A 21,218-nucleotide genomic window follows, 5' to 3' on the forward strand; every position below is an offset into this window, starting at 1 on the left:
TGTCAGCCCTCCTCGTAAACCTGGACTGAGGAGATGAGGACGGAATCGCGAGTTGGCTCCCCGAGCAGCCCCGGCTCGGTCGTGGCAATGATGGTCAGAGTGATGTCCCCCTTGACGGCGTGTGGGGAGATCATGACCTTCTGGATCGACTCGTCGTCATCGGTGAAGTCCTGGTCGAACCACGTGCCGTCCGGCAGCGTCCAGCGCACCGTCCGCACCCGCCGGTACTGCGGATACAGGTTGACGTCGCCATAGACCTTGGCATAGCCGTTGATCAATCCGACCCCCACGATCCGGGACGGCCGCGGCATGGTCAGGGTGATCTGTTGACCTTCGCCGGATCCATTGCATCGCCAGGCCGTCTGCGGTTTGTCGTCGACCACGTACTCGGAGTCGTACCTCACCAGGTGATGTTCGGAATCGACGGCCGGATCGGACACGCACGAGGCCGTCGCCTTGAGACCACGAATGGGCCTGCCCGGACCTTGGTAGGGCATCGCTGCCGAGATCGTCGCCGCAGGCGAAGCCTGGGTCGGCGCCACCTTGACCGCGCCGGTACCGTCGCGGGACTGGGTGATGAAGGTGCCCAACACCAAACCGACGACGAGGGCTGCCGCGACCATCAATGTCCAGACGGGGAACCGATGCCGCCGTACAGCTGCGGCCGCTCCGGTGACGCGGGCGTGACCGACGACGACGCTTGGTCCAGTGTCATCGTTGATGACACGAACCGACCCACTTGTCGTCGTGCTGACAGAACTGTCCCCTGTGTCAGCATGCCGAGGAGCTGAATCTGACGACTCGGACGCCAGTTCGGACTCGTCCGCACGGCGAGGCTCATCCGGTCCGGACTCCTCCTCGTCCGGACGGAACCACTCGTCAGGCATCCTCGTCACTCCAGCCATGGTAGTGCTGACATCATGAGACGGCCTAGATGGCCGTGGGATGATGGGGGTGCATCACGGCTCTGGCTCTTAGACGACATGGAGGGCATCCGGATGGCACGACTGTCCCTGCTGGGTCCCCTGGACGCCCCGCTTCCCCAGGCCCTGGAACTGCTTCCACACAGCATCACCCGCTACGACGACATACGGGAATGTCTGTCCCACCTGGAGGGAGTCGACATCGTCCTGGTCGACTGCCATGACGAACCTGCCAAGGCCCGGGAGGCGTGCCTGCGGCTGTCATGTCATGAGAGACGAGTCCCGATCCTCTTGCTGGCTGGCCCGGACACCCTGTCTGTCATCAGTCCCGACTGGGGGATGGACGATTTCCTCTGTGACTCGGCCACCCCACTCGAGGCAGAGACCCGACTGCGCTGCCTGTTCACCGTCCAGGTGACCAACCAGCTTGTCGCGGGACCGTTCACCGTTGACGAGGACGGTTACACCGCCACCGTCGGAGGCAAGGATCTCGACCTCACCTATACCGAGTTCGAGCTCTTGAAATACCTCGTCGGTCACCCCGGGAGAGTGCTCACTCGCGACATCTTGCTGTCGGACGTGTGGGGATACGACTATTACGGCGGCACCCGAACCGTTGACGTACACATCCGTCGTCTGCGAGCCAAGGTCGGCCCGGAGTATGAGGGACACATCCAGACGGTGCGATCTGTCGGGTACCGATTCCAGGCTGAACGCTGAGTTCATTCGCATGTTCTCGGAGCGGACGTCGGGTTGCATCCGCCGTGGACAGCTATCGTCAGATAGACAGCTATCGTCAGATAGATTGTGTCCTGCTACGCCCACCACGTCGCGGGCGGACAGGTCTCCAAGGAGTGTGTCCATGGCCAAGAAGTCCAACCCCGGAGTGTCCCCGACTCCCACCGACGAGCTGCCGGAGGATCGCTACAGCGATCGCGAGCTGTCATGGCTCGCCTTCAACGAGCGGGTGCTGGATCTTGCCCGAGATGCCGAGCGCATTCCACTGTTGGAACGGGCGAAGTTCCTGGCCATCTTCTCGTCCAATCTTGACGAGTTCTTCATGGTGCGCGTCGCTGGCCTCAAACGCCGTATCGACGCCGGAGTCGCCGTCCCATCAGTTGCCGGTCTGCTGCCGCGCGAGCTCCATGACGCGATCCTCGCTCGGACCCACGACCTCGTCGCTGAGCAATCCCGCGTCTTCGCTGAGGAGGTCCGTCCGGGCCTGGCCGCCGAGGGCATCGAGATTCTGCGCTGGTCGGAGCTGACCGACAACGAGAAGGGCCGGATGCGCACCCTCTTCTCGGAGCGGATCTTCCCGATCCTCACCCCGCTGGCCGTCGATCCGTCGCACCCCTTCCCCTACATCCGCGGCCTGTCGATCAACCTGGCCGTCATGCTGGCCAACCCCATCACCGGGGCCGAGCAGTTCGCCCGGGTCAAGGTGCCGTCGGTGCTACCTCGTCTGGTCAACCTGGGTGAAGGACGATTCCTCCCCCTCGAGGAGATCATCAGCCGTCACCTGGACCAGCTGTTCACCGGCATGCATGTGCTGCAGCACACCACCTTCCGCGTCACCCGCAACGAGGACCTCGAGGTCGAGGAGGACGACGCCGAGAACCTGCTCTTCGCCCTCGAGAAGGAGCTGCTGCGCCGCAAGGTGGGACGTCCCCCGGTACGCCTCGAGGTGCAGGACGACATCACCGACGAGATGCTCACCCTGCTCACCCGTGAGCTCGACATCAAGGACAAGGAGGTCTTCCGGCTTCCTTCCCCACTTGACCTCACCGGCCTGTTCTCCCTGGCTGACGTCGACCGTGACGACCTGTCCTACCCGAACTTCCTGCCCATCACCCATCCGCACCTGGCCGAGGTCGAGACGGCTCGCCCGGCAGACATGTTTGCGGCCATTCGTCGTCGTGACGTCCTGGTGCACCACCCGTACGACTCCTTCGCCACCAGCGTGCAGCGGTTCATCGAGCAGGCCGCCCACGATCCCCAGGTCCTGGCCATCAAGCAGACCCTGTACCGCACCTCTGGCGACTCCCCCATCATCGACGCCCTCGTTGACGCCGCTGAGGCCGGCAAGCAGGTGTTGGCCGTCGTGGAGATCAAGGCCAGATTCGACGAGCAGGCCAACATCACCTGGGCGCGGGTACTGGAACGTGCCGGAGTCCACGTCGTCTACGGCATGGTCGGCCTCAAGACCCATTGCAAGCTGGCTATGGCCATCCGTGACGAGGGTGAGGGACTGCGTCGTTACGCCCACATCGGCACTGGCAACTACAACCCCAAGACCGCTCGTCAGTACGAGGACCTGGGACTGCTGACGTCCAATCCGATCATCACCGAGGACGTCGCGAGGCTCTTCAACCACCTGTCCGGGATGACCGCCGAGAAGCGTTACCGCCGACTGCTGGTGGCCCCCGAGAGCATTCGCAGCGGCATCGTCGACGCCATCGAGCACGAAATCGAGAACAAGAAGGCTGGTCTGCCGGCCGGTGTGAAGATCAAGGTCAACTCGATCGTCGACGAGCGCGTCATTGATGCCCTCTACCGGGCCTCTCGCGCCGGGGTACCGGTGGACCTGTGGGTACGCGGCATCTGCGCCATCCGTCCTGGGGTGCCCGGTTTGAGCGAGAACATTCGCGTCGTCTCGGTGTTGGGGCGGTTCCTCGAACACTCTCGTGTCTTCTGGTTCGCCAACGGTGGTCGTCCAATGGTCGCCATTGGGTCGGCCGATCTCATGCACCGCAACCTCGACCGCCGCGTGGAAGCCCTCGTCGGGTTGTCGAACAAGCAACACGTGGCAGAGGTCGAAGAGTTGTTCGAGAGGGCCTTCGACCCGGGGACGGTGTCCTGGCACCTGCAGGACCGCACCTGGACCGAGGTCTCCCGCGGGCCCGACGGCACGATGCTGGCCGACCTTCAGGAAGAACTCATCCGACGAACCCGCGACAGGAGGCGATAAGCCGAGATGGGAGGACACAAGGGGCCCATCCAGGCCGCTGGTGCCGTCGTGTTTCGTGACATCGACGGCACCGAGGGTGCCCGCGAGGTACTCGTCGTCCATCGTCCCGACTATGACGACCTCTCCCTACCCAAGGGAAAGGTCGAGCGGGGAGAGGACCTCCCCCTCACCGCCGTCCGCGAGGTGGCCGAGGAAACCGGAATCGACATTCGGTTGTCGATGCCCCTGCAACCCACCGAGTACACCGTCAAGTACTCCACCGCCAGCGGCAAGCCGAAGAGACGCGCAAAGGTGGTGTCATGGTGGCTCGGGGTTGCCGTCGGCGGATCAATCGAGGAGGCAACCGCCAGCCCGGAAGAGATTGACGGTGCTTTTTGGATGCCCACGGACCAAGCTCTGGAGCAACTCAGTTATCCCACTGACGTCCAAGTCCTCGAGGAGGCCCTCGACATACCGCCGACGTCGACAGTCGTCCTGGTGCGTCATGGCAAGGCCGTCTCTCGCAAGGAGTGGAGTTCTCGCAAGAAGAAGACCACGGACGCCAAGCGTCCGCTGGAAAGGCGTGGCCGTCGTCAGGCCAGAGCGTTGATTGACCTGCTCGGCGCCTTTGGGGTGTCTCACCTTGCCAGCTCGTCGTCCACTCGATGCATGCAAACCCTCAAGCCGTACGCCGAGAACATTGGGGCCGATATCGTCGCGATCGACGCGCTGAGCGAGGAGGCTCACGAGGCCGATCCAGCCAAGACCGTGTCCGCCATGAGAAAAATCGCTGGTCGTGCCCTCTCCGACCCCTCACGTCCAATCGCGGTGTGCGGCCACCGGCCCGTCCTACCGACCATGCAGGACACCCTCGGTGGGGCGAATCGCCCCATGTCAACCGCAGAATGCCTGATCGTTCACCTGGATGAGGCGGGCCACACGATCGGCCAGGAATGGTACTCCTCATAGTACTGACACAGGAGGTCACCTTCGGGGCCCTGAGTGACTTCCTTCAATCAGGATGCCGCCGGTATTCATCTTGCGTTCACCTTGACGCGGTTGTTGCGACATTTTCAAACCCTAGCGTCATCCCTGTACCAAGGACCGCAACGGCGGCTCCAGGAGATCACTCGAAAAGGATGTGCCGTGACGAACCGTCTCGCCAAGATCACTGCCCTGGCTGCTATTAGCGCCATCTCCCTCACCGCTTGTGGCGCCAACGGCGACAAGGGCTCCAGCTCCGCCTCGTCATCCGAGGCCACTTCGGCTGCTGCTTCCGCCGCCAGCTCGGCGAACAACGCTGACGCCGCCTCGTTCAAGCCGGCCTGCCCCGGTGGCAACATCTCCGGCGCTGGCTCCTCGGCTCAGCTGAACGCCATCAACCAGGTCATCTCTGACTACAAGGCCGCTTGCTCCTCGGCCACCATCAACTACTCCCCCACCGGCTCCGGCGCCGGTGTGAAGTCCTTCATCGGCAAGCAGACCGACTGGGCCGGCTCCGACTCCGTCCTCAACAAGGACAAGGGCGAGCCTGACAAGGCCAAGCAGCGCTGCAACGCTGATCCGTGGCACCTCCCGATGGCTGCCGGCCCGATTGCCGTGGTCTACAACGTTGACGGGGCCAAGGATCTGACCCTCTCGACCCCGACCCTCGCCAAGATCTTCTCCGGCGCCATCAAGAAGTGGGACGACCCGGCCATCAAGAAGGAGAATCCCTCCGCCAAGCTGCCCTCCGCCCAAATCGAGGTCTTCTACCGTAAGGACGAGTCGGGCACCACTGACAACTTCACCAAGTTCCTCAACAAGGCCGCTGGTGACATCTGGACCGAGAAGCACTCCAAGACCTGGAAGGGCGCTGGCAAGGGTGCCGACAAGTCGGCCGGCATCGCTCAAGCTGTCAAGGAGACCAAGAACTCGATCTCCTACGACGAGTGGTCCTACGCCACCAAGAACAAGCTCGACATGGCTGCCATCGACAACGGCAACGGCCCGGTCAAGTTGACCGGTGAGTCCGCTGGTAAGGCCATCTCGGCCGCCAAGGTCGCCGGCCAGGGCAACGACCTGCAGCTCGAGCTCCAGTACAAGGACACCCCGGCTGGCGTGTACCCCGCCGTTCTGGTGACCTACGAGATCGCTTGCTCCAAGGGCCAGGATGCCGGCAAGACCGCCCTCCTGAAGGACTTCCTCTCCTTCTACGCCTCCGAGCAGGAGCAGAAGAAGATCCAGGACCTCGGTTACGCTCCGCTGCCTTCCGATGTTGCCTCGAAGGTTCTAACCGCCGCTCAGGCTCTCTCCTGATTGACTTCGCCCGGGTAATTTGGTCCCGGTGCTCTGGGGCGGGAGGACGCACGACGTCCTCCCGCCCCAACCCACGAAAACAACCATGAACGCGACGAAGGAAGCCCATGGCTGAAACCACATCGACGGCGCAGCGGAAGCCAACAGCCGCGTCTCGCATGAAGCCGGTGTCCAGGGTCGGGGACAGGATTTTCGCCGGCGCCTCGTCGGTCATCGCCATTGCGCTGGCCATCATCGTCATCCTGATGTTCATCTTCCTCATCAAGACGGCGGCACCGACCCTGTCGGCCAACACCGACAACTTCTTCACCTCTCGTGCCTGGACGACCGACCAGAATCCGCCGGCCTTTGGTATTCAGGCCTTGCTGTGGACGACGGTCATCTCGTCCCTGCTCGCACTGCTCATCGCAGTTCCCCTCTCGGTAGGCATCGCCCTGTTCATCACCCAACTGGCGCCCAAGAAACTCGCCAGCCCCGTCGCCTTCGTCGTCGATCTGCTGGCCGCTGTGCCCTCGATCGTCTTCGGCCTGTGGGGCGGCATCGTCTTCGGGTCGTCGGGCATCGTCAATGGTCTGCGTCACGTCATCATCGCGGTACTCGGCTGGATCCCGATCTTCTCGGAGGACCCGGCCTGGTCCTCCGCCACCGGCACGGTCTACCTCGCCAGCCTGGTGCTGGCCATCATGATCCTGCCGATCATCACCGCCGTCAGCCGCGACGTCATGACCCAGACCCCGCACGATCAGATCGAGGCTGCGCTGGCCCTGGGGTCGACGCGCTGGGAAGTCATCAAGCTCGCAGTGCTCCCCCACTCCCGCTCCGGAATCATCTCTGGAGCCATGCTCGGTCTGGGACGTGCCCTCGGCGAGACGCTGGCCGTCACCCTGATCCTGCAGACGATCAGCCCCATGGCCCTCAAGCAGAAGCTCAACCTGTCGATCTTCGTCGGCGGCGAGACCTTCGCCTCGAAGATCGCCGGTAACTTCTCCGAGGCCATCAGCGACCCCACCTCGTTGGGTGCCCTGGTGGCGTCGGCCCTGGCCCTGTTCGTCATCACCTTCGTGGTCATGATCGCGGCGAAGGGAGTCAAGCGATGAGCGCCACCACCCCTGATCACATCCCCGCACACTCCGAGGGGGCGCCCGAGGTCGGCAAGCTGGACCTCTCCCGTCCGTCCGGCAAGCGGACCACGAAGAGCGGTTGCGCCTCGGTCTTCATGATCGTCGCCACCCTGCTTGCCGTCATCCCGCTGGTCTGGTTGTTGTTCGCGGCCATCCGACGCGGTATCGGCTCCCTCTTCCATGCCTCCTGGTGGACCCACTCGATGGACCCGGCCTGGGATTTCGTCGAGCAGGGGGCCATCCACGCCCTCGTCGGAACCATCGAGATCGGTCTCATCACCTCGATCATCTCCGTGCCGATCGCTCTGCTGACCGCCATCTTCCTGGTGGAGTACGCGCGGGGCACCAAGATCGCCAAGGTCGTCAGCTTCGCCGTCGACGTCCTGACCGGTGTACCGTCCATCGTCGCGGCCCTGTTCATCTTCGCCATGGTCGTCACCACCCTCGGCGGTACTCAGTCGGCCTGGGCATCCTCCCTGGCCCTCATGATTCTCATGGTGCCGACGGTGCTGCGATCCACCGAGGAGATGCTCAAGCTGGTGCCGGACTCGTTGCGCGAGGCCTCCTTCGCCCTGGGCGTCTCCAAGTGGAAGACAATCATGAAGGTCGTTCTGCCGACCTCGATGACCGGCATTCTCACCGGCGTCGTGCTCGGCCTGGCCCGAGTCATGGGAGAGACGGCACCGCTCATCGTGTTGCTGCAGTTCAACACTGAGTTGACCTTCAACCCGTCGACCCCGAACTTCGCAACCCTGCCAACCGTCATCACGAACGCCTACACCCAGGGCGGCGTGGACACCCCGGTCGTCTGGGGCGCTGCGATCACCCTGATCATCCTCGTCATGGGACTCAACCTCATTGCCCGTGGCATCTCCCGCCGCTACATGCGTCGCATGGGCAAGTGACACGAAAGAGAGCTGAATATGGCAAAGCGGATCGAGGTCAAGGACCTCAACATCTACTACGGCTCCTTCCACGCCGTTGAGTCGGTGAACCTGACCGTCGAGCCCCGTACCGTGACGGCCTTCATCGGCCCGTCCGGCTGTGGCAAGTCGACGGTGCTGCGGACCCTCAACCGCATGCACGAGGTCATCCCCGGTGCCTACTGCACCGGCAAGGTGGAGCTCGACGGCGTCGATCTCTACGGCAAGGGCGTCGACCCGGTGGCCGTGCGACGCAATATCGGCATGGTTTTCCAGCGAGCGAACCCGTTCCCGGCGATGTCGATTCGCGACAACGTCGTGGCCGGTCTGAAGCTCAATGGCGTGCGCGACAACAAGCTGCTCGACGAGGCCTGCGAGAAGTCACTGCGCGGCGCCAACCTGTGGGACGAGGTCAAGGATCGCCTGGAGCGCTCCGGTGCCTCCCTGTCTGGTGGTCAGCAGCAGCGTCTGTGCATCGCCCGCGCCATCGCCGTCGAGCCGGAGGTCCTCCTCATGGACGAGCCCTGCTCGGCCCTGGACCCGATCTCGACCCTGGCCATCGAGGACCTCGTCGGAGAGCTCAAGGAGCGCTTCACCGTGGTCATCGTGACCCACAACATGCAGCAGGCCGCTCGTGTCTCCGACCAGACCGCCTTCTTCAACCTCAAGGCCCAGGGTGAGCCCGGCCGCCTCGTCGAGATCGACCGCACCGACAGGATCTTCTCCAACCCAAAGGAGAAGGCCACCGAGGATTACATCTCCGGTCGTTTCGGCTGAGTCGGCCCACACGTCATCGTGCGGCCCCGGGGTAGACGTCCCCGGGGCCGCGTCGTCTTCTTCCGTTGGCACGGGGTTGTGCACCTGACGTCGCGGTATCCCTGCGTTTGACCGACCTAAAAGTGGATTTGTCCCGCGTCGCAATCTCGTCAATGACCACGGTGTCGACCGACGACACATCGCGGTCATGGGGTATTGGAAACAGGGCAGCGCGGGAAAGTAGGGGGGCCGAATTCCAGTTGTGAGGCACTGCTAAGATGACTGCGTCCGGCGTAGGGAACCCCGTGTGAATCGGGGGCTGACGCGCAGCGGTAAGGCGGACGAACGGGCAGACAAGCCACTGGGTAACCGGGAAGGCACCCGTTCGGTTGAGGCCAAGTCCGAAAACCTCGCGGACCGCATCTGACCGACGGCCGCGCGATTCGGCCCTGACGAGGACGGCTTTCCCTTGGCTCGACCCCTTCACCACCGTACCCCGGCTCGTTTGGCCCTGCTCGTGGCTCTCCTCGTGCTCACGCCGGTACTCTCAATTGCCTTTGGCGCCGCGCCGGTACCCATCGATCAGGTCATGGGAGTACTGGCCGACCATTGTGGCATTCCCATTCACGTGACCTGGGACTCCATTACCGACGCGATTGTCTGGCAGAACCGCATGCCCCGCATCGTCACCGGGCTCGGCGTCGGGGCGACCCTCGGTGTCGCCGGAGTCGCCCTCCAGGCCGTGGTTCGCAACCCCCTCGCTGAACCCTACGTACTCGGCGTGAGCGCGGGAGCCTCGTCGGGAGCTGCCGCGGCGATCATCATCGTCGGCGTCACATCGTCATTCGCAGTAGCCGGGATGGCCTTCCTGGGAGCGCTGCTGTCGACCGCGATCGTGTTGCTCATGGGCGGCGCCCGGAACTCGTCGACGCTGCGTCTCGTCCTCGCCGGCCTCGCGGTGGGATTCATCTTTCAAGCCGTCACCAATTTCATCATCTTCTCCTCCGACTCGGCCGAGACTGCACGCGCGGTGATGTTCTGGACCCTCGGTGATCTGTCTCGAGCCAGCTGGGGGCAGGGATGGACGAGCGTCGTCGTGGCGATCGTGCTCACCGTACTGCTGTGGGCATGTGCCCCATGGCTCGACGCGTTGGCGTCCGGGGATTCCACGGCCACCGCAGTCGGGATCGACCCGGCCGTCATCCGTGTGCTGCTTCTCGTCCCCGTATCGGCTGGGGTGGCCATGGCGGTGGCGATCTCCGGCGGCATCGGTTTCGTCGGACTGGTCATCCCCCACCTCATGCGATCCTTCATCGGTCATGGCCACCGTCGGTTGGTGGTCTCCTCGGCGATGGCCGGAGCCGTCTTCCTGATGTGGGCCGACACCTTCTCACGCACCGTGTTCAGCCCAGCCGAACTGCCCATCGGAGTCATCACGGGTCTGCTCGGCGCGCCGTTCCTCCTCGTGTTGGTGCGACGGGAGGCGATGGCATGATCACCGCCTCCGACTTGATCATTCGCCGGGGACAGCGGGTTGTCCTCGACAGCGTCGATCTTTCAGCGGATCAGGGCATGACGATCGGGGTCGTCGGCCCCAATGGCGCAGGAAAGTCGACCTTGTTGTCTGCGCTGTACCGCAACGTCGCGATTGCCTCCGGACGTGTCACCGTCAACGACCATGACCTCTCAGCCATGAGTCGCCGTGAGATTGCGCGCGAGGTCGCCGTCGTCTCGCAGATTCCCGATCAAGCCCTGCCACTGACAGTCCGCGACACCGTCGCCCTGGGACGACTCCCCCACCGATCCCTCATGGGGTATGGGGACGCGACCGATCGCGACATCGTCGACAATGCCCTGACGAGAACGGACCTGACAGGTCTCGCGGACCGACTCGTCACCCAGTTGTCCGGCGGGGAACGTCAGAGGGTTCTCGTCGCCCGGGCCATCGCCCAGCAGGCCGGCCATCTGCTGCTCGACGAGCCCACCAATCACCTCGACATCGGCCATCAGTTCGCCCTGCTCGACCTCGTCAAGACCATTGACGCCACCACCGTCATCGTGCTCCACGATCTCAACCTGGCAGCTCGAGCATGCGACCAATTGGTGTTGCTTGATCAAGGTCGCCTCGTCGCCTCCGGCCCTTGCGAGGAAGTCCTGCAACCCGACCTGCTGTCACCGATCTACCGAGTCGACGTGGACCGCATTTCCCACAACGGCCACATCCATCTTCTGTTCAATCCACCACGATGAAGGAGAACACCATGTCCATCCTCCGCGCTGGCCGAGCGACTCGCGCAGCAGCGGCAGCCCTCGCGGGACTGTGCGCTCTGCCCATGAGCGCCTGTGCTGGCTCCTCAACCGAGAAGTCTTCTCCGTCAGCCTCGTCGTCCTCAACACCGGCGAGGACAGTCATGAGCTGCACCGAGAAACTCAGCTTCACCGACGCCCCCAAGCGGGTCATCATGCTGGGAGATATCGATGCCTCGACCATGGCGGCACTCGGCGTGCTTGACCACGTGATTGGTCGCGCCGGACACATCAAGGAAGACGCCTTCGACGCCGACACACTGGCCAAGCTCAAGGCCATTCCGCAGGTCGCTTCCCAAGAACTCGACACTGGCGGCGCCAAGGTGTCCACCGAGACCATCCTCAACCAGCATGCGGATCTGGTCATCGGCTACGACACCGGCGTCGACCGCGCAGCTCTGCGCAAGGCCGGAGTCAAGACGTACAGCCCTGACGCCATGTGTCCTGACAAGGCTCCCGCATCACCGGCCACCTTCTCCCTCGTCACCCAGGAGGTGACGAAACTCGGAGACATCTTCAACGTCGCCGACAAGGCCAAGGAGGCCAACAAGAACCTCGAGGGCAAGATCAAGAAGATCGAGTCCCAGGCTGGGTCGGGCACCAAAGACAGTGCGGCTGCCCTGTACGTCACTCCTGGTAGCACCGAGTTCTACACCTACGGATCGTCCAGCATGGTTCAGCCCATCTTGGAGGCGAACGGGTTGAAGAACCTCTATAGCGGCAATTCCAAACGCGTCTTCGATGCGACCATGGAGGATGTGTTGCACAAGAACCCGAAGTGGATCGTGCTACTTGCCGGTACCGGAGATGCCTCGAAGGTTGAGCCAACCTTTCTCGGCTTCAAGGGAGCCAAGGAGCTTGACGCCGTCAGGAATGGCCACGTCGTCGTGCTGCCGTTCTCTCTAACTGACCCGCCGACTCCATCGTCCATCACAGGCGCCGAGATGCTGCACGAGCTGATGGAGAAGAAGTGACCTCACTGACACCACGACAACTTCTACAGGCATGGGACGCCCAGCAGAAGGTGTACATCGAGTTCCGCGAGGAACGCACCCGCTGCATGATGGACGTCCTGGCAGGGCTGGCCAGGGAACTCGACCACCCGTTGCGCGTCCTCGACGTGTGCTGTGGACCTGGATCCTTGTCGAACGCCGTCACGCAGAGATTTGGTGACGCCAGCTGCGTGGGGATCGATCGCGACCCGGTGCTCATGCGGTTGTTCCGCGAGACGACGCCACACCCGGATCGAATTGAGATCGTCGATGTCGACCTACGGGAGCCCGGATGGGCGGCCCGGTGGGCTGAGGAACCCTTTGATGCCGCTGTCAGCGCGACGGCCCTGCACTGGTTCGAACCCGATGAGTTGACGAGGGTGCACCAGGACATCGCCTCAGTGCTGGCCCCTGGCGGGATCCTGCTCAATGCCGATCATCTCTTCTTCGACAAGGCCACTGAGCCTTTCCTGGCTGAATTGGCCCCGGCAGAACGAGACCGCACCGAGGCTCAAATGCGACACGACGGGTCAATGTCCTGGCAGGAATGGTGGGACGCAGCCTTGGCCATGCCTGGATGGGAGTCCGAGGCCGAGGAGTTCCGACGCCGTTGGGCGGACAAGGACATCTCTCGGAAGGTCAGCGCCGAGTTCCATCTCGCCTCGATGCGCGCGGCCGGATTCACCGAGACTGCTCAGGTCTGGCAGTGGTTTGACGATCGAATCTTGTTGGGGCGGATGCCGATGTGACGACTGTGGGCGGGGGCTATTCCCCGCCCACAACTGCCTTCAAGACCAATCGTGTACTGCTTGGCGATGACGCGCCGGTCCAGCTTCACGCGGCTGCGGTTGCAAAGGAACAGCATGCGGCGGTGTGTTAGGCGATTGGACTGTAGTCAGAGAGAATTCGGATTGGCCCGCTCCTCCAAGACCCTTGTGACACCCCCTGACCGCGCCCTAGGCGCACTGGAAGTGTGCGAACAATGGCCCTGCATCAAAAGGCCATGGGCCCGAATGAGGGGCTCCCGATCACTCCGACATCAGGCCTCGCCGTCGAAGAAATCCTCGTCTATCTCGAACATGGTGAACTCGCGGTACTTCTGAACTGCAACGCCGTAGTCCATCATGAGGGAGGTCAGCTTCACTCCATCAATGAGGACGATCCGGCCGTGACGGTACGCCGTGGCAGTTGCCACTGCAGCTGCCACGAAGCGGGATGTCGTGATGAATACCCCCAGCGTGGCCCCATGAGAGTCGAGGGCTCCGATGAAGTTCCTGATCTCCGGGCTACCGACGATGGACGTGTCCGCGTATCTCTTTGCCTGGACGTAGACATTCGTCAGCCCGAGGGCATCCTGGCTGATGATGCCGTCGATACCGCCATCGCCGGACTTCCCCACATGCTTTTTCTCACCATGACTACCGCCGTACCCCATGGCCCACAGCAGCTCGATGACGGCCTTTTCGAAGAACTCAGGTGTGGACTCCTGCAGTCGACGCCGCAGCTTGGTCTCGACCTCTGAGTTGTAACTCGACACCAGCCCCTCGACACCCTCGATGGGGTCAACACTTTCTTCTTCGTCGATTACGGCAACAGCACTACCTACCGTCCTCACTGCGCGACGGTCGCTAATCTCTTGCTGATACCTGACCCAGTCTGGCCACTCGAGCATGTCAGACTCGGAGTAGGAGGACAGGCCTCGAGCATCGACAGTCCTGCCGTTCTCCGTTATGGCATAGGTGCCCCGTCTGGGACGAGTCAGCAGTCCGGCGAGGTTGAGCGCGGAGCAAGCCCATCCGACCCGGTTGTAGTACCTCCTCTGGCCGGACGCCAGAAGCTGCGACCGCGCGGCTTCGCTCAGGCCGGCGGCATCCGCAGCCAATTCCCTGATCTCGAAGGATCGACGAGGAACTCCGTCAGCCAGCACCCGAAGAACTACCGGACGGAATTCATCAATCGTGGGCACCAAATCATCGTCCGTCACTTCACTCATATCTCGTCCATGGCTCGATAGATCGCATTACGAACCGAACGCTATCCCGAAACAGGATCAGCGCGAGGAGAACCCGCGACGATGCTGGCCGGGGAATAACCCCACCCAAAAATCACCCGACGCTGTCAAACTCCTTGTCAAGGCCGAGGAGGGCGTTCTCAACGACCTCAGGCAGGGCTGGGTGGATCCAGTACTGCCCCCGTGCCATCTCACCGACCGTCTGGCCGGCGCTCATCCCCTGAATGCAGGCCTGGATGAGGGTCGACGCCTGCGGACCGATGATGTGGGCACCCAGCAGCGTCCTCGTCCCCGGGTCACCCAACAGCTTGACACAGTGCCCCTCGTCCTCCATCGCCCAGCCATAGGCGACGTCCGCGTACTCCTGAACGTACTTGGTGTACGGTATCTCGGACTGCAACAAACTCTGTTCGCTCGCACCCACCGAGGCGACCTGCGGATTCGAGAACACCGCATGAGGCACGAATCGATGATCAGAACTGGCCAGGTCGTCAGGGTGTAGCAGATTGTGGCGCACCACTCGGGCCTCGTGGTTGGCGACGTGCTTGAGCTCCCAGTGCGAGCAGACGTCGCCGAGGGCCCAGATGTGTTCAACATTGGTTCGCTGGTGCTCATCGACGACCACGAATCCGTCGTCGTCGACGTCAACCCCGGCAGCCGGAAGGTTGAGACGGTCACCGTTGGGCACCCGACCCATGGCATTGAGGACGACGTCGGCCGGATAGTCGTAGTCGACCCCGTCACCGTCAACCGTCAGGACCACGAGGTGACCACCCGGATCACGATCGATGCCCACCAATCCCTCGGACATCCGCAGCCTCACGCGGTGACCAATCTGGTCGGTGAACCGCTGCGAAATCTCCTGGTCCTCATGACGCAGCATCCTCCCGGACCGATTGATGACGGTGACGCTGGATCCCAGCGCGGAGAAGATGTGGGCGAACTCAGCGGCAATGAATCCACCACCGAGAATCACCAGACGGTGGGGCAACTCCTCCAACCTCATGATGGTGTCGGAGGTGTGGATCGACCCCGCCAGGCTCGGGCCGTCGAGACCGAGGACATCAGGGACACGCGGGCGCGACCCTGCCGCCAGGACGATCTGGTCAGCAGTGATGCGAGTGTCCCCGACCTCGATGGTGTGGGGATCGACGAACTTCGCCTCGTCGGTGTAGACGTCGATGTTCTCCAGCCCCTGGCGGTACTCGAGCCCACCTCGAGAAATGGGATCAATGCGTCCGAAGATTCGGTCACGGATGGAGGTGAAGGATGCCCCGCAGAACTGCAGATTGACCCCCAGCTTGGCTGCCTCGGACGGCGAGGTCGCAAGGTCCGCCGGGAGCACGAACATTTTCGTCGGTATGCAGCCGACATTGAGGCAGGTGCCCCCGAAGGTGCCCGAGTCGATGATGGCGGCGCGTCGGTCGGCAAATTCCTCGTCCAGGATCGTGTTTCCCGAGCCCGAACCAATGACGACGATGTCGTAGTGCTCCATGAGCCTAGTTTGTCATCCCGAGCTATGACAGATCGCCCCAACCCGCCGCCGGCGTCGCATGACAGCCTCACGGATCCCTGATTCTCGCATCTGGCATGTATGGTGATCGCCAGACCGCACCCAGGATCCGCCGGATTCACCGGACCATCCCCCGCGGTCCCGTCCCCTCGGGGACATGTTCGTAGAACCCACCCCAGGGCTGCCCACTGACTCCCCTGTAGGTCCGGTGACATGCCGCGATTCGGCACGATGCCGGATCCCAACCCAGGAGCGGAATGTTCACCCTCACCTCAACGCCCGTCACCTTCGTCGGGCTCCTCATCCTCTTTGCATGGTCACTCGTGTGGTCGGTGCGGGACGCCATCAAGGCGCCCACCGTCGTCACGAAGATCTCCACATGGGTCCACGTCGTGATGGCGGTCACCATGATCCTCATGGTGCCCAAGTCATGGTGGAAACCTCTCGTCTCCGCCATTGGCGGACCAACCACTCCGATCGTCGTCTTCGCCATCTGTACGGCCTGGATGGTCTTCATGGCCGCCTGGCGATCCTCGTGGTCGTCATGGGGTCATGCCGCCATGTTCGCCGCGATGGTCTGGCACCTCGCCGCGATGCGCAAGATGTCCTCCCTCATGACGGCGTCCAAGCACTCCGGCATGGGAACCATGAATCATGGCGGAATGGACCACGGCATGAACCATGGCGGTATGGGTCACGGTATGAACGGCGGCATGGACCATGGAATGCAGACGACCATGAATGCCGCGATGCATGACTTCGCCGTCGTCGGGATCCCTCTCATGGTCGCCCTGCTGGCCCTGGCCATTGCCGGCCTGTGGCGAGCCATCAGCGGCGAGGCCGAGAACCCACGTAAGGTTCCCACCTGCCATGTGGTGGCCACCGAACCACTGGCGATTCGCCTCTCCGGCCTGGGTGATTTCGCGATGGCCTTCGGTATGTTCTGGATGAGCACCGGTCTGCTCACACCGATCATGCCGTTCATGGAGCATCTGCACCCCTGAGCAGCGTCTCAGGATATGGGCCGGCGTTTCATCTTTCTGATCATTGCTAGCGTCACACCCATGATGAACGGTTGGAGTCTCATTACCCGGCGCGCGGTCTGACCACGCACCGGAATCCAACAGCGCGCCCTCCTTCCACTTCCGGATGGAGGGCGTCGTCATGTGTACGCAATTGCCGAGGGGGAAACACGATGCCCACGCTGAGATCTGCCACCAGCACCACCGGACGCGCCATGGCTGGAGCCCGTGCTCTCTGGCGTGCCACCGGTACCAAGGACGATGAATTCGGACATCCCATCGTGGCGATCGCGAACTCCTTCACCCAGTTCGTCCCCGGACACGTCGGACTGCGTGACGTCGGCAAGATCGTCGCCGAGCAGGTCCGCGCCGCCGGTGGCGTCCCCAAGGAGTTCAATACCATTGCCGTCGATGACGGCATCGCCATGGGCCACGACGGCATGCTCTACTCCCTGCCCAGCCGTGAGCTCATCGCCGACTCCGTGGAGTACATGGTCAACGCTCACTGTGCCGACGCCCTCGTGTGCATCTCCAACTGCGACAAGATCACCCCCGGCATGTTGATGGCCGCCATGCGCCTCAACATCCCGACCATCTTCGTCTCCGGTGGCCCGATGGAGGCTGGGAAGGCCACATTGACCGACGGGGAGCACAAGCTCGACCTCATCGACGCCATGATCGCCGCCGGTGACGAGACCGCGGCCGACTCCGACGTCGAGATCATGGAGGCCAATGCCTGCCCGACCTGCGGGTCGTGTTCAGGCATGTTCACTGCCAACTCGATGAACTGCCTGACGGAGGCCCTCGGCCTCTCCCTGCCCGGCAACGGTTCCCTGCTGGCCACCCACTCGGATCGTCGCAAACTCTTCGAGACGGCCGGACGCACCGTCGTCTCCCTGGCCAAGTGCTGGTACGACGAGGACGACGCCTCCGTCCTCCCACGTTCCATCGCCACCAAGGCGGCGTTCCACAACGCCATGAGCCTTGACATCGCGATGGGAGGTTCGACGAACACCGTCCTGCACCTGCTGGCGGCCGCCCAAGAAGGCGAGGTCGACTTCACCATGGCTGACATCGACTCCCTGTCGCGCAAGGTTCCCCACCTGTGCAAGGTGGCGCCGTCGACCACCGTGTTCCACGTGGAGGACGTCCACCGCGCCGGCGGTGTGCTCAGCATTCTCGCCGAGCTGGATCGTGGCGGCCTGCTCGACACCGCCACCTCGACGGTGTGGTCCCCCGACGGCAACCCGACGACGATGGCCGTCGAGATTGCCAGTCACGACCTCATGTCCGACCCCGGCGAGGACGTCCGCACGCTCTACGCGGCCGCCCCGGGTGGGGTGCGCACCACCGAGATGTTTTCCCAGTCCTCGCGCTGGGCGAGCCTCGACACCGACCGTACGAACGGCTGCATCCGCGACATCGAGCACGCCTACTCCGCCGACGGCGGCCTGGCAGTGCTGTTCGGCAACATCGCCGAGCGCGGCTGCATCGTCAAGACCGCCGGCGTCGACGAGTCAATCCTCACCTTCTCCGGGCCTGCCGTCGTCTACGAGTCCCAGGACGACGCCGTCACCGGCATCCTGGGCAAGGAGGTCAAGGCCGGGGACGTCGTCATCATCCGCCACGAGGGCCCCAAGGGCGGCCCCGGTATGCAGGAGATGTTGTACCCGACGAGCTACCTGAAGTCGATGCACCTGGGCAGGGAGTGCGCCCTGCTCACCGACGGCCGGTTCTCCGGTGGCACGTCGGGCCTGTCGATCGGTCACGTCTCCCCCGAGGCCGCCTCCGGTGGTCTCATCGGCCTGGCCCGCGACGGGGACACCATCAGCATCGACATCCCCAACCGCACCATCAGCCTTGACGTCGATGACTCCGAGCTGGCCCGTCGTCGCGAGGAGGAGGAAGCCCGCGGAACCGACGCCTGGACGCCACACGCTGCCCGTTCGCGTCACGTTTCCACCGCCCTGAGCGCCTACGGGATGCTCGCCTCCTCCGCCGATCGCGGTGGAGTACGCGACCTGTCCCAGGTCCGTCCGGTGGCTGACTGAGGGGATCGCCAATGTCCGTCAGGAGTGACCAGGAATACCTGCGAGCCGTCCTGCGAGCACCGGTCTACGAGGTGGCCGAGAAGACCCCGCTCGAACCGATGCCCAACGTTTCCAAACGCCTCGACAACACCGTGCTGGTGAAGAGGGAGGACCGTCAGGCAGTCCACTCCTTCAAGATCCGCGGCGCCTACAACCGGATGCGCAACCTCACCGAGGGGGAGCGTCACGCCGGGGTGGTGACGGCTTCGGCCGGCAACCACGCCCAGGGCGTCGCCCTCTCGGGTGCCCGGCTCGCGGTCAAGGCCAAGATCGTCATGCCGAGACCCACTCCGACGATCAAGGTTGACGCGGTGCGCCAGCTCGGCGGCGAGGTGGTCCTGGCCGGGGATTCCTTCGACGAGGCCAAGGCCCACGCCCTCGAACTGGCCGAGAACGAGGGACTGACCTACGTCGCCCCCTTCGACGACCCGATGGTCATCGCTGGCCAGGGAACCATCGGCCTGGAGCTCATCCAGGAGGCGGCGGACGTCAACCGGATCTTCGTACCGGTCGGTGGTGGTGGTCTTGCCGCGGGGATCACCGTCCTCGTCAAGCAGCTCATGCCCCAGGTCAAGATCATCGGCGTGGAGCCGGCTGAGTCGGCTTGTCTGGCAGCCGCAATGGAGGCCGGTGAACCCGTCACCCTGGATCGGGTCTCGCTGTTCGCCGAGGGGGTCGCCGTTGCCCGGATCGGTGACGAGACCTTCCGCATCCTCAAGAACCATCTCGACGACGTCGTCACCGTCGACTCCGACGAAATCAGTGCTGCCGTCAAGGACCTCTTCGACGACGTGCGTGCCGTCGCCGAGCCGGCCGGTGCCGTCGCGCTGGCCGGGCTCAAGAAGTACGTCCGCGCCCACGACGTCCACGGAGAGCAGCTCGCCGCCGTCCTCAGCGGGGCGAACCTCAACTTCGGGTCGCTGCGTCACATCGCAGAACGCGCCGAGATCGGTGGGCGTCGCGAGGGGATGTTCGGAGTCATCATCGACGAGCGTCCGGGAGCCTTCCTGGACTTCTGCCGACTGTTGGGTGACCGCATGGTCACCGAGTTCAATTATCGACTTGCTGACGACGACTCCGCTGCCATCTTCGTCGGCGTGCAGTTGGCCCATCGCGACGAACGCTCCGAGATCGTCGAGATCTTGAGCAGTGCCGGGCACCTCGTCGTCGATCTGTCCGACGACGAGGCGGCCAAGACCCATGTCCGTTACATGGTCGGTGGGCACCCGTCACGTTCCGTCGGGGAGAAGGTCGTCTCCTTCGTCTTCCCCGAGTCGCCGGGAGCGCTGACCCACTTCCTCACCACCCTGGGCACCCGGTGGAACATCTCCCTGTTCCACTACCGTTCCTTCGCAATGGACACCGGTCGGGTGCTGGCCGGGTTCGAGGGTGCGGCTGACGACCCGGACCTGCCGACTCACCTCGACGACATCGGGTACCCGTGGAATGACGTCTCGGACTCCCCCTCGTATCAGATGTTCCTCCGGGAGCGTTGAGAGCTACGTGGAAGACTTGTGACATGACTGAGAAGGATGCGACTCGCGACGAACGCCCGTGGGCACTGGTGAGCGGGGCCAGTGGTGGCCTGGGGCAGGCATTCAGCCGTCACCTGGCCAGCTGCGGAACCAATCTCGTCCTGACCGGACGCCGTCAAGACGTCCTCGACGACCTTGCCACCAAACTCACCACCCGATACGGGATCCGCACCATCGTCCGTCCCTGCGACATCGCCTCGGCATCCGAGCGGTTGACCCTGGTGGAGGACATCGCCGGGCGCGGCATCATCATCGACACCCTCGTCAACAACGCTGGGTTCGGTGCAGCTGGCCGGATCGCCGAGACCGACCCGGTTCGTCAGACCTCCCAGGTAGAGGTCAACTGTGAGGCCGTCGTCCACCTGTGCGGTCTGCTGCTGCCGGGCATGATCGCGGCCAAGCAGGGGTCGATCATCAATGTCGCCTCCACCGCTGCCTTCCAGCCCATCCCCCAGTTCGCCACCTATGCGGCGTCGAAGTCCTTCGTGCTGTCCTTCACGAAGGCGCTGTGGGCCGAGACCAATGGCACCGGGGTGCGGGTCACGGCGGTCTGTCCTGACCCGACGGAGACCGGATTCTTCGACGTCGCCGGTGTGCCGAGGATGGGAGCTGGAACGCGTCGTCAGCCCGACGATGTGGTGCGTACTGCCTTCGACGCTCTGGCCCGTCATCGTCCCTACGCCATCGACGGATTCATCAACCGCGCCGTCGCACGGTTGGCTCCACACCTGCCACCGCGTCTGGTGATGACTGAGGCGGAGAAATACCTCAAGATCTGAC

The 21,218-nt window shown here is 63.5% G+C and carries 19 protein-coding genes and 1 riboswitch; of the genes, 15 read left to right on the forward strand and 4 right to left on the reverse strand.

Going from position 1 to position 21,218, the window contains the following annotated elements; translation table 11 throughout:
* Positions 1 to 2: 2 nt before the first annotated feature.
* Complete coding sequence (locus PALO_RS08880; protein WP_015583264.1) at positions 3 to 887, reverse strand: NADase-type glycan-binding domain-containing protein; 885 nt, start codon at positions 885 to 887, stop codon at positions 3 to 5.
* Between the two features lie 111 nt (positions 888 to 998).
* Between PALO_RS08880 and PALO_RS08885 the strand changes: the two genes are divergently transcribed.
* From PALO_RS08885 to PALO_RS08925, 9 genes are all read left to right on the forward strand, one after another.
* Positions 999 to 1,643 carry a winged helix-turn-helix transcriptional regulator gene (locus PALO_RS08885; RefSeq protein ID WP_015583265.1) on the forward strand — a complete coding sequence of 215 codons (645 nt, stop codon included), beginning with the start codon at positions 999 to 1,001 and terminating at the stop codon, positions 1,641 to 1,643.
* A 142-nt stretch (positions 1,644 to 1,785) separates the two neighbouring features.
* On the forward strand, positions 1,786 to 3,891 hold the full coding sequence (locus tag PALO_RS08890; protein ID WP_004810574.1) for an RNA degradosome polyphosphate kinase: 2,106 nt from the start codon (positions 1,786 to 1,788) through the stop codon (positions 3,889 to 3,891).
* Between the two features lie 6 nt (positions 3,892 to 3,897).
* Positions 3,898 to 4,839, forward strand: coding sequence for an NUDIX hydrolase (locus PALO_RS08895; RefSeq protein ID WP_015583266.1), 942 nt, complete (start codon positions 3,898 to 3,900; stop codon positions 4,837 to 4,839).
* A 177-nt stretch (positions 4,840 to 5,016) separates the two neighbouring features.
* Positions 5,017 to 6,168 carry a phosphate ABC transporter substrate-binding protein PstS gene (gene pstS, locus PALO_RS08900; RefSeq protein WP_015583267.1) on the forward strand — a complete coding sequence of 384 codons (1,152 nt, stop codon included), beginning with the start codon at positions 5,017 to 5,019 and terminating at the stop codon, positions 6,166 to 6,168.
* A gap of 107 nt (positions 6,169 to 6,275) precedes the next feature.
* On the forward strand, positions 6,276 to 7,265 hold the full coding sequence (gene pstC / locus PALO_RS08905; RefSeq protein WP_015583268.1) for a phosphate ABC transporter permease subunit PstC: 990 nt from the start codon (positions 6,276 to 6,278) through the stop codon (positions 7,263 to 7,265).
* Positions 7,262 to 8,194, forward strand: a complete 933-nt coding sequence (pstA, locus tag PALO_RS08910; RefSeq protein ID WP_015583269.1) for a phosphate ABC transporter permease PstA — start codon at positions 7,262 to 7,264, stop codon at positions 8,192 to 8,194. The genes pstC and pstA overlap by 4 nt, the downstream gene beginning before the upstream one ends.
* Before the next feature lie 18 nt (positions 8,195 to 8,212).
* A complete protein-coding gene (pstB, locus tag PALO_RS08915) occupies positions 8,213 to 8,989 on the forward strand; it encodes a phosphate ABC transporter ATP-binding protein PstB (RefSeq protein ID WP_004810563.1) in 777 nt (258 codons plus the stop codon).
* 274 nt (positions 8,990 to 9,263) lie between these two features.
* A riboswitch (cobalamin riboswitch) is annotated at positions 9,264 to 9,379 on the forward strand.
* A gap of 58 nt (positions 9,380 to 9,437) precedes the next feature.
* A complete protein-coding gene (locus PALO_RS08920) occupies positions 9,438 to 10,463 on the forward strand; it encodes a FecCD family ABC transporter permease (RefSeq protein ID WP_015583270.1) in 1,026 nt (341 codons plus the stop codon).
* Positions 10,460 to 11,218, forward strand: coding sequence for an ABC transporter ATP-binding protein (locus tag PALO_RS08925; RefSeq protein WP_015583271.1), 759 nt, complete (start codon positions 10,460 to 10,462; stop codon positions 11,216 to 11,218). The genes PALO_RS08920 and PALO_RS08925 overlap by 4 nt, the downstream gene beginning before the upstream one ends.
* Here the strand turns inward: PALO_RS08925 and PALO_RS12920 are convergent.
* A complete protein-coding gene (locus PALO_RS12920; protein ID WP_036910021.1) occupies positions 11,202 to 11,432 on the reverse strand; it encodes a hypothetical protein in 231 nt (76 codons plus the stop codon). The two genes, PALO_RS08925 and PALO_RS12920, sit on opposite strands and share 17 nt — an antisense overlap.
* Positions 11,433 to 11,457: 25 nt before the next feature.
* On the opposite strand from PALO_RS12920, the gene PALO_RS08935 reads away from it, so the two are divergent.
* The gene (locus tag PALO_RS08935; protein WP_474064597.1) at positions 11,458 to 12,249 is read left to right on the forward strand and encodes an ABC transporter substrate-binding protein; all 792 of its coding nucleotides are present in this window, start codon (positions 11,458 to 11,460) and stop codon (positions 12,247 to 12,249) included.
* Positions 12,246 to 13,016: a class I SAM-dependent methyltransferase gene (locus tag PALO_RS08940; RefSeq protein WP_015583273.1), complete on the forward strand. Its 771-nt coding sequence runs from the start codon at positions 12,246 to 12,248 to the stop codon at positions 13,014 to 13,016. Before PALO_RS08935 ends, PALO_RS08940 begins: the two co-directional genes overlap by 4 nt.
* A 290-nt stretch (positions 13,017 to 13,306) precedes the next feature.
* Here PALO_RS08940 and PALO_RS08945 read toward each other — a convergent pair whose 3' ends face one another.
* Positions 13,307 to 14,260 carry a restriction endonuclease gene (locus PALO_RS08945; protein ID WP_015583274.1) on the reverse strand — a complete coding sequence of 318 codons (954 nt, stop codon included), beginning with the start codon at positions 14,258 to 14,260 and terminating at the stop codon, positions 13,307 to 13,309.
* 112 nt (positions 14,261 to 14,372) lie between these two features.
* Positions 14,373 to 15,773: a mycothione reductase gene (locus PALO_RS08950; protein ID WP_015583275.1), complete on the reverse strand. Its 1,401-nt coding sequence runs from the start codon at positions 15,771 to 15,773 to the stop codon at positions 14,373 to 14,375.
* A 578-nt stretch (positions 15,774 to 16,351) separates the two neighbouring features.
* Here PALO_RS08950 and PALO_RS12525 point away from each other — a divergent pair.
* The 4 genes from PALO_RS12525 (at position 16,352) to PALO_RS08970 (ending at position 21,217) form a co-directional block, all read left to right on the forward strand.
* Positions 16,352 to 16,795, forward strand: coding sequence for a hypothetical protein (locus PALO_RS12525; protein ID WP_050796917.1), 444 nt, complete (start codon positions 16,352 to 16,354; stop codon positions 16,793 to 16,795).
* A 191-nt stretch (positions 16,796 to 16,986) separates the two neighbouring features.
* The gene (gene ilvD / locus PALO_RS08960) at positions 16,987 to 18,864 is read left to right on the forward strand and encodes a dihydroxy-acid dehydratase (RefSeq protein WP_015583277.1); all 1,878 of its coding nucleotides are present in this window, start codon (positions 16,987 to 16,989) and stop codon (positions 18,862 to 18,864) included.
* An 11-nt stretch (positions 18,865 to 18,875) separates the two neighbouring features.
* On the forward strand, positions 18,876 to 20,399 hold the full coding sequence (gene ilvA, locus PALO_RS08965; RefSeq protein ID WP_004810545.1) for a threonine ammonia-lyase, biosynthetic: 1,524 nt from the start codon (positions 18,876 to 18,878) through the stop codon (positions 20,397 to 20,399).
* 23 nt (positions 20,400 to 20,422) lie between these two features.
* Complete coding sequence (locus tag PALO_RS08970; RefSeq protein WP_015583278.1) at positions 20,423 to 21,217, forward strand: SDR family NAD(P)-dependent oxidoreductase; 795 nt, start codon at positions 20,423 to 20,425, stop codon at positions 21,215 to 21,217.
* Position 21,218: the final 1 nt, after the last annotated feature.

Source organism: Cutibacterium avidum 44067, from assembly GCF_000367205.1.
Lineage (GTDB): Bacteria > Actinomycetota > Actinomycetes > Propionibacteriales > Propionibacteriaceae > Cutibacterium > Cutibacterium avidum.